Below are 14071 nucleotides of genomic sequence, written 5' to 3'. Positions count from 1 at the left end.
GTGACCGCAAGTGCATTAACCGAGGCATGAAGACCATTATGCATGGCGTTTGCTTCTGCAATGAGACAAGGGGCCGTTACGGGGGCGGCGAATAAAATGATCTGGCGAATTTAAGGCATCCAGCCCTGCGCACGTTGTAGCGTGGGACATCTGGAAGTGCTTCCGCACTAGCGCTGGGCTATGTGGAGGCATTGTCGGATAGAGGGACAGCTGTGAGTGATCTTGGTGTTGCCGTAGTAATTGAAGATGATGACGATGTACGTGGTCTCCTCGATGCCGTACTTCGACAGGCCGGTTTTGAGGTGCACTCCGCGGCCACCGGTGGTGATGGCGTGGACCTGGCCAAGCATCGCCAGGCCAATGTGATCACGCTGGACGTCGGACTCCCGGACATCGATGGTTTCGAGGTTCTGCGCAGGATCCGGCAGTTCAGCGACGCCTACGTGGTCATGCTGTCAGGCCGGGACGAGGAACTGGATACGATCACGGCGCTGCAGGGTGGGGCTGACGATTACCTGATCAAACCCTTCCGTCCCCGCGAGCTCCGGGCGCGTATCTCGGCGATGATGCGCCGTCCCCGGCAAGCCGCACTGCCGTCGGGGACCGGTGAAGCCGCCGGCGCCGCGCTCGGTGCGGAGGCCTCGGCACCGGCTGCTGCAGGGGTAGCGGTGCCGGACGCTGAGCACCAGTCCGGGTCCGCTCCTGATTCCGGGGAGTCCGCCGGCGGCGAGATCCTGCGCCACAATGGCCTTCTGCTGAACGTCTCCACCCGGACGGTGGTTTCGCGGGGAACGGAGTTGGTGCTGACCCGAAGCGAATTCGACCTCCTCCACGAGCTGCTGCGGGGGACCGGGGCGGTGCGCACGCGGTCAGACCTGGTGCGTGTGGTGCGTGGCGAGCACTACCGGGACGACACCTACATCAGCGGAGCCGACGAGCGGGCGGTGGAGGTCCACATCGGAAATCTCCGGCGCAAGCTCGGCGAAGATCCGCAGGACCCCCGCTGGCTGATCACGGTTCGCGGAGTGGGCTACCGGCGGGCCCCCAAGCGAGCGGAGTGACTCCGCATCAAGTGGCGGGCTATTCGTCCGGCGACAGGTAGCACTGCTGGAGGGCCTGGATCGTGGCCTGGCCCACTTCGGCGATGGCGGACACACGCGCCTGCGCCGAGGGCAGGTCCCCGTTCCGGAGGATCCGTTCAAGATCGACAGCCAGGCTGGCCAGCCGGGAACCGCCCACCATGAACGCCGAGTTCTTCAGGCTGAGTACGGCGTCCATCGCGGCATCAGGGTCATTGTCCGCCAGGGACCGCATCAGATACGTTATCCGCTTGTCCCAGATGCTGATGTAGTCCTCTGCGAAGGACCGGGCTACCTCGGAATCACCTAATTCCTCTTCGAGCTGCCGGAGCACGCTCAAGTCCACCAGCGGCACGCCGACCCCCGGAATCGCCGGCGTTCCGGGCTCCGCGTCGCGGGATTCGGGGAAGCAGACGCTGTTGGCGCTACTGTCGCCCGCGCTGGACCCTGAAATGGACATGGTTCAAGGCTACTTTCGGACCTTGGGAAAACCCGGAGTATCGGTGTAACTTGCGGAAACCCTGAGGGTAATCCTGCGGGAAGGATGCGGGCACACTCCAAGCCGTCCCGGCCCCGGCGCGTTCCCTGCCTTGTCGAGACGGTCCGTCACAGCCCGCCCAGGGTGTCTACGACATTGATGGCGGCGGGGCCGAGCAGTGCGATGAAGAGCACCGGCAGGATGCAGACCATCAGCGGGAAAAGGACTTTGACGGGGATCTTCATGGCCTGCTCCTCCGCCCGCTGCCTGCGTTTCCTCCGCATTTCGCTGGCCTGCGTCCGGAGCACGGCAGAGATGGAAATTCCGTATCGGTCAGCCTGCAGGATGGCGTTGACGAAACGGCGAAGGTCCGGCGCCCCGGTCCGGTCCGCCAGTGCCAGGTACGCTTCGCGGCGAGACATCCCGATTTGCATGTCCTGAAGTGTCCGGACGAGTTCGGCAGCGAGCGGCCCTTTTCCGTTTTGGCCGGTCCGCGACATTGCAGCGTCGAAGCCCAGGCCGGCTTCAACGGCGATGGTCATCTGATCCAGTGTGTCAGGCAGCTCCAGACCGATGGCCGTCTGGCGCTCGAGGCCCCTGCTGTAGATCAGGAGATCGGGAATGAAATAGCCGAGGACGGACACTGCGCCTGAGAGCCACATCATCTTGACGCTTGGATCGTTCCTGATCAGCAGCAACCCAAGAACGATCGCGATGGCGGCCGCTGCAAACTTGGCCGCCATGAGGCGCTTCAGCGGCCAGGCGGGAGGACGGCCCGCCAGGGCAAGCTGCCGGTCCAGGTTGGCCACCAGACGCCTCGGAGTAAAGCGTCCGGCAAAAGACTCCAGCAGGGAGCCCCCGGCTTTGGCCGGCTTCTTGGCCACGGGGAACCCCCGGGAAAGGTTGTCCTTGATGGCGTCCTTGCCGGGGATGCGCGTCCGGATGACGGACCACGACGCCAGGGCAAACGCGGACAGGATCAGTCCGATAGCGGTGATGACGGTGGCTGACATACAGCGTTCCTCCTCTCAGGCAATGCTTAGAACTTGAATTGAACGACTTTTCGCAGCCAGAGTCCGCCCGCGGTGAGAAGGAGTGCCGCCACAGCGATCATGGCCAGACCCATCGGCGTTTGGACCATCGGGTCCATGTAGCCCGGGCTCATCAGCATCAAAGCACCGGCAATCACCAGCGGCAGAAACATCAGCACCAGCGCCGAGATCTTCCCTTCCGCACTGAGTGCCTTCACCTGGCCGCGGATCTGGCTCCGCTCCCGGATGGTCTGGCCCACCTGATCCAGAACATCCGCCAGGTTTCCGCCCACCTCCCGATGGATGGCGATGGCCTGGGCCACCCAGGAAAAATCCTCCGAGCGCATACGCAAGGCAGCGTCGTCCAGTGCCTCTCCCAGATCCCGCCCGAGTCTGGTCTCGTTGATGATTCGGGAAAACTCTTCGGTGGTCGGCGCCTCGGCTTCGCCGGCCACCGCATCAATGGCGCGCAGCAGGCTGTGGCCGGCGCGAAGACCACCGGCGAGAAGCTGCAGGGTCTCATCGAGCTGCTCGGCGAACTTCGCCCGCCGTCGCGAAGCCAGGAACTTCAAGACAAAGCGGGCCCCGAACGGCGAGAGCAGCAGGAGAACCAGCGCCGGAAACGGTCCCATCACGACCAGGAGGCCGACACCAACCACGGCTGCGCCGGCCAGGGACAGCACCAGGAATTCGGGAGCTTTGATGCCGAGGCCCGCCTGCTCCAGCGCTCCCGCCATGGCAGCGGTGTAGTTGCGCCGCTTCAGAAGTGATTCGACGGCGGCAGTAGCCCGCGCGCCCACTCCTCCGGCCAGAGTTCCTTGGCCGGGAACGGCGGAGGCGCGCCGGTTCAGCAGGGAAGCTGGCCTGCGCGGCGCGATGACGAACAAAACCGCTACCCCCAAGGCGGCGTAGCACAACAGGAATCCCAGGATCAGTGCCATGAGTTCACCGCCGTCACCGGACCCGCTCCGTTGCGGGAGCAGGGTTGAAGACCTCGGGCGAGAGCTCTATGCCGAGCTCCTTGAACCGGTCCGTAAAGCGCGGACGGACTCCGGTGGGCATCGGCTTGCCGAGGAACCGGCCGTTGAGATCGAGTCCCGCGCTGTAGTCGAACACGAACGCGTCCTGGAGGGTGACAACCTCTCCTTCCATGCCCTGCACCTCAGTGACGTGGGTGACGCGGCGGGTGCCGTCACGCAACCGGGTGAGTTGAACGATGACGTCCACGGCGGACGCAATCTGTTCCCGGACGGCGCGGAGGGGCAGGTCCATCCCGGCCATCAGGACGAGGGTTTCGAGGCGTGCGATGGCGTCACGGGGGGAGTTTGAGTGCACGGTGGACAGGGAACCGTCGTGGCCGGTGTTCATGGCCTGCAGCATGTCGAGGGTCTCGCCGCCGCGGACCTCACCCACCACAATCCGGTCCGGCCGCATGCGGAGGGAATTCCGGACAAGGTCGCGGATGGTGATTTCACCCTTTCCTTCGATATTGCTGGGCCTGCTCTCCAAGCGCACTACGTGGTCCTGCTGCAGCTGGAGTTCTACCGCGTCTTCGATGGTGACGATGCGTTCGCCCTCGGGGATAAAGGAGGACAGCACGTTGAGCAGGGTGGTCTTACCCGTCCCGGTGCCGCCTGAGACGATGATGTTCAGCCGGGCTTTGACGCAGGCGTTGAGGAGCTCGGCCATTTCCGGGGACAGGGTGCCGAAGCCAATGAGGTCGTGGACCTGGAAGGGGTCGGTGGCGAACTTGCGGATGGTCAACGACGATCCGTTGACGGCCAGAGGCGGTACGACGGCGTTGACCCGGGATCCGTCGGCCAGGCGCGCGTCGACCAGCGGGGAGGACTCGTCGATTCGACGTCCCACGCGCGCCACAATGCGTTCGATGACCTTGCGGAGATGTGCCTCGGAGGCGAAGCGGACCCTGCTGCGGGTAAGTTTGCCGTCCTGCTCCACATAAATCATGTCCGGGCCGTTGACCATGATCTCCGTGACGCTTTCGTCGTCGAGCAGCCGCTGGAGCGGCCCGTAACCGAGGACGTCGTCGCTGACGCCCTTGATCAGCCGTTGCCTCTCATCCTTCGTCAGCGGCACTTCCTCGGCCTCGACCACTTCGATCAGCTCCTGCTGGACCAGGGCGTGCAGCTGGTCTTCGGTCAGGGAGGTGTCGATCAGCCGGGTACCCAACCTCTCGAACAGGATGGCACCGGCCCGGTCCTTCAGCTTGGCCAGGGCGTCCCGTGCCGGGGCATCCGCCGCTGCGGGTTTCCGGGGACTGCCGGTGGCGCGCGGGGGAGACGGCTGGGTGGTGACCGGCGCTCGCACGGGGCGGGCGTCCACCACAGTCTTGGCGGGTGCCAGTGCCGGTGCCGGCAGCGGGGGAGCCTGGCTTGCGGGCGCGTCGGGAACAGGCTGCACGGCAGTGCCGCGGGCAGCCTGCAGTCGTTGGGCGAGATTCATCAGGCTCCTACCCGGTGGCGTGGCCCGAACCGGCGCGGCGGGGCGATGGGGGCGACAAAGCGGGCGAGTAGTTTTTGCAGGGCCTTGGTGGCCGGTCCGCGGACGGTTCCGTTGAGCAGCGGCGAGCCCTGGTTGGTGGACAGGGCGACGGCGCGGGAGTGCGGAATCACCACATCCACACTGGTTCCGAGCGCCGTTTCCACGTCGCGCAGCGAGACGCCGGCCTTGAAATCCGCGCCGTTGAGGACCATGTGCCGCTTGAGCGGATGCATCCCCAGCTCGGCCAACACGTCCAGTTCCTTGCGCATGCCCCGGACGCCCGGCACATCCGGACCGCTGACGAAAACGAAGTCTGAGGCCTTGTCCAGGGCAGCCAGCGTGGTGTCGGACAGGCCCGGGGCCGTGTCCACCACGACGTAGCGGTACTGGCTGGCCAGTTGTTCCAGCAGGTGGGTGACGTCCTCGCCGGTCAGTTCCTCAGCCGTGTCCGGCGACTCCGGAGCGCAAAGGGCGTAGAGGCCACTCGGATGGGCGCTCAGGAACGTCTTGAGCACCATCGTGTCCCGCCGTGCGGGTCCGTGCACGGCGTCGGAAACCGAGTGTTCCGGGGTGATGGCCAGGGCGCTGCCAATGTCGCCGAACTGCAGGTCCAGATCCACCAGGACAGTGCCGTGGGGCGCCGATTTGGCGAGGCCTATGGCTAGGTTGCTTGCGACGGTCGTTTTCCCGACGCCGCCCTTGGGTGAAACCACGGCGATGATCCGCCCTGCAGTCACTTTGGTCTGGGCTTGATTTAGCGGCGAAGTTCTGTGCCGGGCGGCGCTCGTCACCGCGCGGTGCAGCAGGGCCGCGATCTCGGCTGCGCCGGCGTCCGGCTCCAGCAGGTCGCGAACTCCGGCACGCAGCGCGGAGAGCACGACGTCGGGGTCCGGCCTTGCTGCCAGGAGCACCGCTACGTCCGGAAATTCCGTGTCGAAGGCCGCCGCAAGCGCCAGAGCCAGGTCAAGAGGCATCCCCGGGCCCAATATCAGGACGTCGAGGTCTGCCGGCCGTTCCAGCTGGCTGCGAACGTCGGCCGGGCGCACCGGAAGCCTGCTGCCCTGCCACTGGTGGACGTCGCCTGCCAAGTGGCCCGCGGCGGCGGTCTGCAGACGGCCGGGCAGGCCGGGGTCATCCGATACGACTACGTAGCGGCTCACTTGTAGATTCCTTCCCTGGTCAGCTCGCGGGTGCCCTCTTGCACTGCGGTAGAGGGCTCGTCGGAGAGCCAAATCGTCCCGAATTCCTGGCCATAGACCACCTTCTCGGCATCGGCTGCGGTCAGCGCGAGGGTGATCATTACGTCCTCGGACGCGGCGCCGGAGCTGGCGTCCGAGGCCGGATCAGCCGCGGCGGGGGTTCCCTGCACGGCGGTGACGAGGACTTTGTGCAGGGTCAGATGTGTGACTTCCGGCGGCGTCTTCATGGAAACAAAGACCCCCACTGTGTCCCCGGCCTGCAGCTGTCCGCCTACGGAGCGCTGCGGCGCCAAGAGGATCGATACTTCCTGCATCCCGGCCGGCACCGCGACGGTTCCCGGCGTCTGCATGGTTGCCGGGTCCTGGAACCTGCTGCTAAGGAGCTGCTCGCCGGGAACCAGGTCCACCGTTGTGACAAGACCGCCGATGGCTGCGGGATCGGTGACGGCGTCAGCCGGCACGGCTTTGGCCGGCACCGCTTGCTTGCTGGCGCTCTGCAGTACGACGTCGGCCGGCGTGCCGGCCGGTACCTCCGCGCTGACGATGAATACCTCGGCGGTCTGGACGCCTGCTAAGGCGCGCTTCTCCGCGCCGTTGGTGTAGGCGATCAGCAGGAAGCTCCCGGCGATTGCCAGCACAGTGGCGGCTACGGCTGCCAGGACTCTGCTATTCAAGGTGGTGGCTCCTACAGGCTTAGTGAGACGAAGAAGGCGTTGAGTGACTCCCCGCCCAGCTCTTCAACGCCGAACGACTGGAGATCTTCGAGGGAGACCAGCGTGATGAATTTTCCTTTGATGCCCGTGCATTTATTGCAGCCCGTCTCGGATATGGACTGATTGGGCCAGCTGTGAGCCGTGACTTTGAAGGCGGCAAAACCGTCGATGACATAGGAGACGTTGTTTCCCTGTCCGGACGCGCTTTCGTATACCGGCAAAAGAATGACTTTACCGTCCACATCGCAGTTTTGCGGTCCGCTCTTACCCGGCTCACCCTCAATGATTTGGTCGACGTCGACAGAGGCCCTGCAGCTCTTCTTTTCGTCTTCGTCGAGCCACCCAAAAGCGCCAGGTAGGGTCTTGCCACCGGCACCGGTACAAGTGGAGGTACTGGTAATCCAGAGCTCAACGTCCGTGGGAGCCGAATTGAACATGCAGCGGGGGGCTGTGAAAGGAAAGACCGACGCCTTGGACGGGCTGCCCCAGGACGCCTTCGCCACGGCCTCAACCTTCGTGGAATCTATGCCCAGAACCGGGGCGAACCAGTGCCGAACGGCACTGCCGCCGTCCGGGGTGGCGGTACTGGTCCGAACTGTAACGGACTTCCCGGAAATGACGGCTGTGGCCGCCGAGACGCCGTCATGGGAGTTCTTCCCGGCCAGTGAGGTGGCCGCGGCACCCGGGTTGGCGCAGTTGCCCACGGCGCAGTCCTGCGCAATGGCAAGCGCGGCGGCGTCGGCGCCGTTCTGCAGTTGGAACCGCTCGGCGTAGATCAAGCCGACGTCAACCACAATTGCGGTTATGCCCAGCAGGAAAACCATGAGGAGCGCCGTGATCACGGCCACGGCGCCGTCTTCTCCGCCGGTCAGCCGCCGCATCGCATGACCGCCCGTCCAGTGAGCGGAATGGCGTCAGCGAAGAGGCCAGACAGGAGATCCATGGAGTAGGTGATGGTCACCGTCACATCCGAAGTGGCCCCGCAGGAAGCCGGCGTGACCTGGATGTTCCCTGCTGTTAGAAGGGGACGGAGGTTCGGAGCCGCGGCAATCGCCGCGCCAACGGCGGTAGCGGGCTGCTTCTGGATGGCCATGACTCGTACCGATTCACGGGCGGCGGCGCTGAGCTGGAGCTGGGCGTTGAGAACCCGGCCGAATTCGACAACCCCAAGCAAAAGCAAAAGTAGCAATGGAACGATCAGTGCGAACTCGACCGCGGCGGCGCCGCGGTCAGACCTTGATCGTTCCATTGCTACTTTCTTGAGGCGTGGGTGCGCAGCGGCCGCCTGCACCCGCGGAGCTTCCCCTGAGGGTCAGTTGCTTAGCTCAATCTGACTAAAGCTTGAGATCCGAGAAGAGGGTTGTGAAGAAGGAGTTCAGCGAAGAGCCGAAGGCACCAACACCGACAACGAGGACCACGGCGATCAGGGCGACCATGAGGCCGTATTCGACGGCCGTGGCGCCCTTTTCCTCATTGCGGAGGCGGGACTGGAGAGTGAAACCGAGCGTGTGCAGGCTTGCTGCCAGACGAGCGAACATTGTGACCCCTGGAGGTAGAAGCGGCTGGCCCAGCGCCAGCACATATTCCACGTTAGGACGCGAAGAGGCGCTTCCGGCCGGAGCTTCGCCGAACCTGCGCAAAGGCTTGCCTTCCGACCCGTTCCTGCGTTTGCCTTGTGCTGGCGGTGGGCGACGGAATCCTCGGACTGCTAGGACGTGAACAAAACGAGCGCCAGGGCGGCCGCCAGCATTGACGGACCGAAGGCTACCTCGGCGGGTTTCTCCGGACTTTTTCGCCTCATCGCAATCAACGAGAACACACCGCCGAGGACGAAGCCGAGGGCACCGCCGTAGAACAGCTGGCCCCAGCCCAGGTAACCCAGATACAGGCCCACGGGTGCGGCGAGCTTGACGTCGCCCATTCCTAAGCCTTTTGGGGACACAACGGCAAAGATCAGGAAGACGGCGAACAGGACGGCGGCGCCGGCTGCTGCCCGGAGCAGATCGGACCAGCCGGCCGTGACGGCGCTGCTTACCGCCAAGAGCGCCAGGCCGGCGAGGAGCAGGGCGCCGACCAGCGGGTTTGGCAGGAGATGATGCACCAGGTCAATGCGGGCCAGCTGGACGGCCAACACTCCCAGCACCAGGAAGGCCGGCAGCGACCAGTCCATTCCGAATCGCAGCGCCAGTGCGGCGCAGAGAATACCGGTCAGGGCCGCCGTCGTGATTCTTGACCTTCTGGCCGGCAGGGCGCCAAGCCGGGGGAGGGAGCTGGCGATCACCAGCTCGCTCAGCATCCCGGCGAGCAGGCCGAACAGGCCCGCGGCGAGGGCAAGCAGCGGCCCGGCGCTGGCTGCTATACCTGTTAAAGACACGAAGACTCCCTGGCTGGAACAGCGGGCGGCAGGCCGGGCTGACCGTGCACGATGCACGAGGACACCCCATTTTGACCCAATGGCCGCTCTTCCGCTATTCTTGGTAGTCGTTGTGCGTGTCCTTTCCGATGATGCGTGCCCGTATGAGAATCCGGTTGCAGGATAGCTACTCATCGTGCACATTCGGGACCATAGGACGACTGGTTACATGGAGCCCTCACCTCTGTTCCGGTAGCGCATAGATAGTAGGTGCACCCCCGTGTGACGCCTAAAACAAGAACGCCAGAACAAGAACGAGGCAAACACCGTGCGTACGTACACCCCGAAGCCCGGCGATATCAACCGCCAGTGGCATGTCATTGACGCCACAGACGTTGTCCTTGGTCGTCTCGCGAGCCAGACCGCAATCCTGCTGCGCGGCAAGCACAAGGCCACCTTTGCGTCCCACATGGACATGGGCGACTTCGTCATCATCATCAACGCTGAAAAGGTTGCCTTGACCGGCGCCAAGCTGGAGCAGAAGCGCGCATACCGCCACTCCGGTTACCCGGGCGGCCTGACCTCCGTCAACTACGCAGAGCTGCTGGAATCCAACCCGGTCCGCGCTGTGGAGAAGGCCATCAAGGGCATGCTCCCCAAGAACTCCCTGGCTGCCCAGCAGCTGGGCAAGCTGAAGGTCTACCGCGGTGCAGAGCACCCGCACGCCGCTCAGCAGCCCAAGACTTTCGAAATCACCCAGGTCGCCCAGTAGTCCTGGCCACCAAACAACTTATCTATACAAGGAGAATCGTGGCTCAGAACGAAGAGACCACCGAGGCCGTTGTGGCTGAGGAAAACCTGACCAGCTACACCTCGGAAAGCGGTCCTGTGGAAGCAGAAGCGCCGAAGAAGGAACGCCCGGCCCTCACGGTCGCCGGCGCAGCAGTTGGCCGCCGCAAGGAAGCTGTTGCCCGCGTGCGCATCGTCCCCGGCACCGGCAAGTGGACCATCAACGGCCGCGCGCTGGACAACTACTTCCCGAACAAGCTGCACCAGCAGGACGTCAACGAGCCCTTCAAGATCCTTGATCTTGACGGCGCCTACGACGTCATTGCCCGCATCCACGGTGGCGGCATCTCCGGCCAGGCCGGCGCCCTGCGCCTCGGCATCGCCCGTTCACTGAACGAGATCGACACCGAGAACAACCGCGCCACCCTCAAGAAGGCCGGTTACCTGCGTCGCGACGCACGCGTCATCGAGCGCAAGAAGGCTGGTCTCAAGAAGGCCCGTAAGGCTCAGCAGTACTCCAAGCGCTAAATCCGCTTGCACGAAAGCCCGTTCCGTCCTTGTGGCGGGGCGGGCTTTCGCCGTTAAACCGGTTCAACGGCGCGAATCAACGCAGAACCAGATCGCCGGATGGCTCCGCAAGGGCCGAATGTCCGCCCTCATCGACTAAACTTGATCCGATGTCGAGATTATTTGGAACAGATGGTGTCCGAGGTTTGGCGAACGGCCTCCTGACTGCGGAGCTGGCGTTGCAGCTGGCCCAGGCCGCCGCCGTCGTGCTGGGACACGACCGCGCTGCCAACGGAGCGCGCCCCCGCGCCGTGGTCGCCCGCGACCCGCGTGCCAGCGGCGAGTTCCTCGCTGCCGCCGTGGAAGCAGGGCTCTCCAGTTCCGGCATCGACGTATATGACGCGGGTGTCCTCCCGACGCCGGCGGCCGCCTACCTGGTGGCCGACCTGGATGCGGACTTCGGCGTAATGATCTCCGCCTCCCATAACCCCGCCCCCGACAACGGGATCAAGTTCTTCGCCCGCGGCGGCCAGAAGCTGCCCGACGACGTCGAGAACGCCATCGAGGAGCAGCTCGGCAAGGAGCCCTTCCGTCCCGTGGGCGGCGAAGTGGGCCGGATCCAGCGCTTCTCCGACGCTGAGGACCGCTACATCGTGCACCTCCTGGGCACGCTGCCGCACCGCCTGGACGGGATCAAAGTTGTCCTGGACTGTGCCCATGGAGCGGCCAGCGGCTGTTCCCCGCAGGTGTTCAAGGACGCAGGCGCGGATCTCGTGGTGATCGGCGCCGAACCCGACGGGCACAACATCAACGAGGGCGTTGGCTCCACCCACCTGGGGCCGCTGAAGCGCGCCGTGCTGGAGCATGGCGCCGACCTGGGCATTGCCCACGACGGAGACGCGGACCGCTGCCTCGCGGTGGACCACGAGGGCAACGAGGTTGACGGCGACGAGATCATGGCCATCCTTGCAGTGGCACTGAAAGCCGCGGGGAAGCTCAAGGACAATGTCCTGGTGGCGACCGTCATGAGCAATCTCGGACTCAAGATCGCCTTGCGCGAGGCCGGTATCAGCCTGCGCGAGACCGGCGTGGGGGACCGCTACGTCCTCGAGGGCATGCGCGAGGGCGGTTTCAACCTTGGCGGCGAGCAGTCTGGCCACGTCATCTTCGCCGACCACGCAACCACAGGCGACGGCGTCCTGACCGGTCTCCAGATCGCCGCCCAGGTGGCCCTCACGGGTCTTCCCCTCAAGGAACTGGCCACGGTCATGACCAAGCTGCCGCAGGTCCTCATCAACGTCACGGGTGTCGACCGCACCCGCGTGAACGGCGACGAGGCCGTGGCCGCGGCTGTCGCCCGTGCCGAGGCCGAGCTGGGTGACACCGGACGCGTCCTGCTGCGTCCCTCCGGCACCGAGCCCGTGGTGCGCGTGATGGTCGAAGCCGGAGACGAGGAGACCGCCCAAGCCGTGGCTGAACGCCTTGCCCAGGTGGTCCGGACCGAACTGGCGCTGGCGCTCGTTCCGGAGTGAGCGGCAGCCTTGCCTGCTGCGCTGATCCACGGTAAATCTTGCGTGTTTTTGAAAGTTCCGGCGAGGCGCGGCATGGGATCATCGGAGCATGGGGAAATTTTCCGGCACGCAAGTAGTTGACACGCGCGCGCCCACGAGCCGCTGGTCTGATTTCGCGTTGAAATATCCGCTGTTCATGAGGCTGGCGGTTATTTTGATATGGCCGCTTGGTTTGTTTATTGCCTTTCTGTCCCTCAAAGCGGCAGCCTTCGATGGCCCAGTCGGGATAGACACGCATGCCTATTGGCTTGCGGCCCAGGGCGACCTTGTTTACGGCCGGGCGCCGGGCCAAAAAGACGCCTACCTTTACTCCCCGGCCTTCATCGCGGTAATTCGGCCTCTGGCCATGCTCCCCTGGCCGGCCTTTTTGGTGCTGTGGGTCTGCCTGGAAGCAGCAGTTCTTATTTGGCTGCTAAAGCCGCTGCAGCTTCGATGGTCGATCCCGACTTTTATGCTCTGTTTGCCCGAGCTCGTCGTGGGCAACATCTATATATTGCTCGCCGCTGCCGCTGTTGTCGGCCTGCAAAAACCTGCGATGTGGACCGTTCCCATCCTGACAAAGGTGACGGCCGGAGTTGGACTTCTCTGGTTTGCAGCGCGCGGCGAGTGGCGCCGACTCCTTCAGGGCGCGGGCGCACTGGCGCTGATCGTGCTTGTTTCGTATGCATTGGATCCCACCGGATGGCAGGCGTGGCTGCAATTTCTCTTCGAGCATCGGGAGGGGACACCGGACAGCCGCGCAAGCTTCCTGCTGCGGTGCCTGCTCGCGATAGCGTTGGTGGTGATCGGGGCACGAAAGCAATGGCCGCTATTCATAGCTCCCGCCATGGTCCTGGCGTCCCCAGTACTTGTCGGCTATATCCCTTGGACGATCTTGGCCGCGGTGCCCAGACTTTCCGGGATGGCCACACGGAAGGCGGAACCTGCCTCCTCTGAAAGTTACAGGTAGGCCGGGGCGGCTTCCAGGCCGAAGTACTCCTCGAGCGTCGCAATGCCCCTTGTCTTCATCTCGGTGGCGGCCTCGGGCCCGATATAACGCAGATGCCAGGGCTCGTAGTAATATCCGGTGATCTCGTGCAGCATCCAGGGGTAGCGCACCACAAAGCCGAACAGGTGGGCGTTGGCCTGTGCCCAGACCGCTGCCGGCCGCTGGGCAAACTGGGGCTGGAAGCTGTCGGCCCCACTGCCGTCGCCGATATCAAAGGCCCAGCCGGTCTGGTGCTCGGAATAGCCGGGGCGGGCGGAGGCGGTGTCCGCTGCGGCTTGTCCCCGCGATTTGACGTAGCCGTTGTACGTGGCCGCCTGCGTGACGTAGGAACGGTACCCGCTGGCCAGGGTGAGGATCACGCCGGCCGTGGCCGCGGCGGCGAACATCTTCTCCGCGGCCGCCGCCGTCGTGCTGTTGAGCAGGGATGCCTCACCGGCGACGGCGAGGCGTACGGCCGGGGTGACGAGGTCCGCCGGCTTGAACGTGGAGGGCGCCAGCGGCCGGTGCTTGTTGACGACAACCCACGGACTCGCCGGGTCATCGAGGGAGTGCCGCGGCGCCGCAGGCGTGCTTGTGGCGGGCGGTGCCGGCTCGGGTGCGGCGGCCGCGGACGCCGCTGTCGAACTCGCAGCCGGGCTTACCGGGGAGGCGGGCGACAGGCTGGCGCTCGGCGCCGGGGCCGCCGTGGACGTGGCCGAACTGGCAGCTGACGACGGCGGGGGAGCCGTTTCCGGGGCGCAGGCGGCAAGGGCGGCAAGCCCGGAACCGGCCATCAGCATGCGGCTGAAAGCCCGCCGGCTGGGGCCGGCCGGTCCGGAGTCCGGGCGTGGTTCCTGCCCGGCGGCACGGTCGTGGCACACC

The 14071-nt window shown here is 65.0% G+C and carries 16 protein-coding genes; 5 read left to right on the top strand and 11 right to left on the bottom strand.

What is annotated here, in order from left to right; genetic code table 11:
* Positions 1-212 precede the first annotated feature (212 nt).
* The gene (locus OM977_RS14880; protein ID WP_264354692.1) at positions 213-1061 is read left to right on the top strand and encodes a response regulator transcription factor; all 849 of its coding nucleotides are present in this window, start codon (positions 213-215) and stop codon (positions 1059-1061) included.
* A 19-nt stretch (positions 1062-1080) separates the two neighbouring features.
* Here the strand turns inward: OM977_RS14880 and OM977_RS14875 are convergent, their stop codons facing one another.
* The 10 genes from OM977_RS14875 to OM977_RS14830 form a co-directional block, all read right to left on the bottom strand.
* Positions 1081-1539, bottom strand: coding sequence for an Hpt domain-containing protein (locus tag OM977_RS14875; RefSeq protein ID WP_264354691.1), 459 nt, complete (start codon positions 1537-1539; stop codon positions 1081-1083).
* A gap of 146 nt (positions 1540-1685) precedes the next feature.
* A complete protein-coding gene (locus OM977_RS14870) occupies positions 1686-2570 on the bottom strand; it encodes a type II secretion system F family protein (RefSeq protein WP_264354690.1) in 885 nt (294 codons plus the stop codon).
* Between the two features lie 26 nt (positions 2571-2596).
* A complete protein-coding gene (locus tag OM977_RS14865) occupies positions 2597-3529 on the bottom strand; it encodes a type II secretion system F family protein (RefSeq protein WP_264354689.1) in 933 nt (310 codons plus the stop codon).
* Positions 3530-3542: 13 nt separating this feature from the next.
* Complete coding sequence (locus OM977_RS14860) at positions 3543-5051, bottom strand: CpaF family protein (protein ID WP_264354688.1); 1509 nt, start codon at positions 5049-5051, stop codon at positions 3543-3545.
* Entirely contained in the window at positions 5051-6250 is a 1200-nt protein-coding gene (locus tag OM977_RS14855) for an AAA family ATPase (RefSeq protein WP_264354687.1), read from the bottom strand. The genes OM977_RS14860 and OM977_RS14855 overlap by 1 nt, the downstream gene beginning before the upstream one ends.
* Positions 6247-6963, bottom strand: coding sequence for a Flp pilus assembly protein CpaB (gene cpaB / locus OM977_RS14850; protein WP_264354686.1), 717 nt, complete (start codon positions 6961-6963; stop codon positions 6247-6249). Before cpaB ends, OM977_RS14855 begins: the two co-directional genes overlap by 4 nt.
* A gap of 11 nt (positions 6964-6974) precedes the next feature.
* Positions 6975-7883 (bottom strand): pilus assembly protein TadG-related protein, encoded by a 909-nt coding sequence (locus tag OM977_RS14845; RefSeq protein WP_264354685.1) that lies wholly within the window; start codon positions 7881-7883, stop codon positions 6975-6977.
* A complete protein-coding gene (locus OM977_RS14840; RefSeq protein ID WP_264354684.1) occupies positions 7871-8251 on the bottom strand; it encodes a TadE family protein in 381 nt (126 codons plus the stop codon). Before OM977_RS14840 ends, OM977_RS14845 begins: the two co-directional genes overlap by 13 nt.
* Before the next feature lie 85 nt (positions 8252-8336).
* Positions 8337-8540 (bottom strand): Flp family type IVb pilin, encoded by a 204-nt coding sequence (locus tag OM977_RS14835; RefSeq protein ID WP_264354683.1) that lies wholly within the window; start codon positions 8538-8540, stop codon positions 8337-8339.
* A 170-nt stretch (positions 8541-8710) separates the two neighbouring features.
* Positions 8711-9376 carry a prepilin peptidase gene (locus OM977_RS14830; protein ID WP_264354682.1) on the bottom strand — a complete coding sequence of 222 codons (666 nt, stop codon included), beginning with the start codon at positions 9374-9376 and terminating at the stop codon, positions 8711-8713.
* 307 nt (positions 9377-9683) lie between these two features.
* Here OM977_RS14830 and rplM point away from each other — a divergent pair, with 307 nt between their 5' ends.
* The 4 genes from rplM to OM977_RS14810 all read left to right on the top strand — a co-directional run bounded on the left by rplM (position 9684) and on the right by OM977_RS14810 (position 13171).
* Entirely contained in the window at positions 9684-10127 is a 444-nt protein-coding gene (gene rplM / locus OM977_RS14825) for a 50S ribosomal protein L13 (protein ID WP_015937805.1), read from the top strand.
* A gap of 38 nt (positions 10128-10165) precedes the next feature.
* Positions 10166-10672 (top strand): 30S ribosomal protein S9, encoded by a 507-nt coding sequence (gene rpsI / locus OM977_RS14820; RefSeq protein WP_264354681.1) that lies wholly within the window; start codon positions 10166-10168, stop codon positions 10670-10672.
* A gap of 149 nt (positions 10673-10821) precedes the next feature.
* On the top strand, positions 10822-12183 hold the full coding sequence (gene glmM / locus OM977_RS14815; protein WP_264354680.1) for a phosphoglucosamine mutase: 1362 nt from the start codon (positions 10822-10824) through the stop codon (positions 12181-12183).
* 88 nt (positions 12184-12271) lie between these two features.
* A complete protein-coding gene (locus OM977_RS14810; protein ID WP_264354679.1) occupies positions 12272-13171 on the top strand; it encodes a glycosyltransferase family 87 protein in 900 nt (299 codons plus the stop codon).
* Here OM977_RS14810 and OM977_RS14805 read toward each other — a convergent pair.
* Complete coding sequence (locus tag OM977_RS14805) at positions 13162-14070, bottom strand: M15 family metallopeptidase (protein WP_442960659.1); 909 nt, start codon at positions 14068-14070, stop codon at positions 13162-13164. The two genes, OM977_RS14810 and OM977_RS14805, sit on opposite strands and share 10 nt — an antisense overlap.
* Between the last annotated feature and the right edge of the window lies 1 nt (position 14071).

Source organism: Pseudarthrobacter sp. MM222 (assembly GCF_947090775.1).
Classification (GTDB): Bacteria; Actinomycetota; Actinomycetes; order Actinomycetales; family Micrococcaceae; genus Arthrobacter.
Note: the sequence above shows the minus strand (reverse complement) of the source record. Positions and strands in the feature narration are given on the sequence as shown.

Bases quoted from the DNA above. Each gene is read 5' to 3' on its own strand.
- OM977_RS14835 (WP_264354683.1), bottom strand. From the start codon at position 8,540: ATGTTCGCTCGTCTGGCAGCAAGCCTGCACACGCTCGGTTTCACTCTC.
- OM977_RS14860 (WP_264354688.1), bottom strand. From the start codon at position 5,051: ATGAATCTCGCCCAACGACTGCAGGCTGCCCGCGGCACTGCCGTGCAG.
- OM977_RS14810 (WP_264354679.1), top strand. From the start codon at position 12,272: ATGGGGAAATTTTCCGGCACGCAAGTAGTTGACACGCGCGCGCCCACG.
- OM977_RS14865 (WP_264354689.1), bottom strand. From the start codon at position 3,529: ATGGCACTGATCCTGGGATTCCTGTTGTGCTACGCCGCCTTGGGGGTA.
- OM977_RS14875 (WP_264354691.1), bottom strand. From the start codon at position 1,539: ATGTCCATTTCAGGGTCCAGCGCGGGCGACAGTAGCGCCAACAGCGTC.
- OM977_RS14840 (WP_264354684.1), bottom strand. From the start codon at position 8,251: ATGGAACGATCAAGGTCTGACCGCGGCGCCGCCGCGGTCGAGTTCGCA.
- OM977_RS14870 (WP_264354690.1), bottom strand. From the start codon at position 2,570: ATGTCAGCCACCGTCATCACCGCTATCGGACTGATCCTGTCCGCGTTT.
- glmM (WP_264354680.1), top strand. From the start codon at position 10,822: ATGTCGAGATTATTTGGAACAGATGGTGTCCGAGGTTTGGCGAACGGC.
- OM977_RS14845 (WP_264354685.1), bottom strand. From the start codon at position 7,883: ATGCGGCGGCTGACCGGCGGAGAAGACGGCGCCGTGGCCGTGATCACG.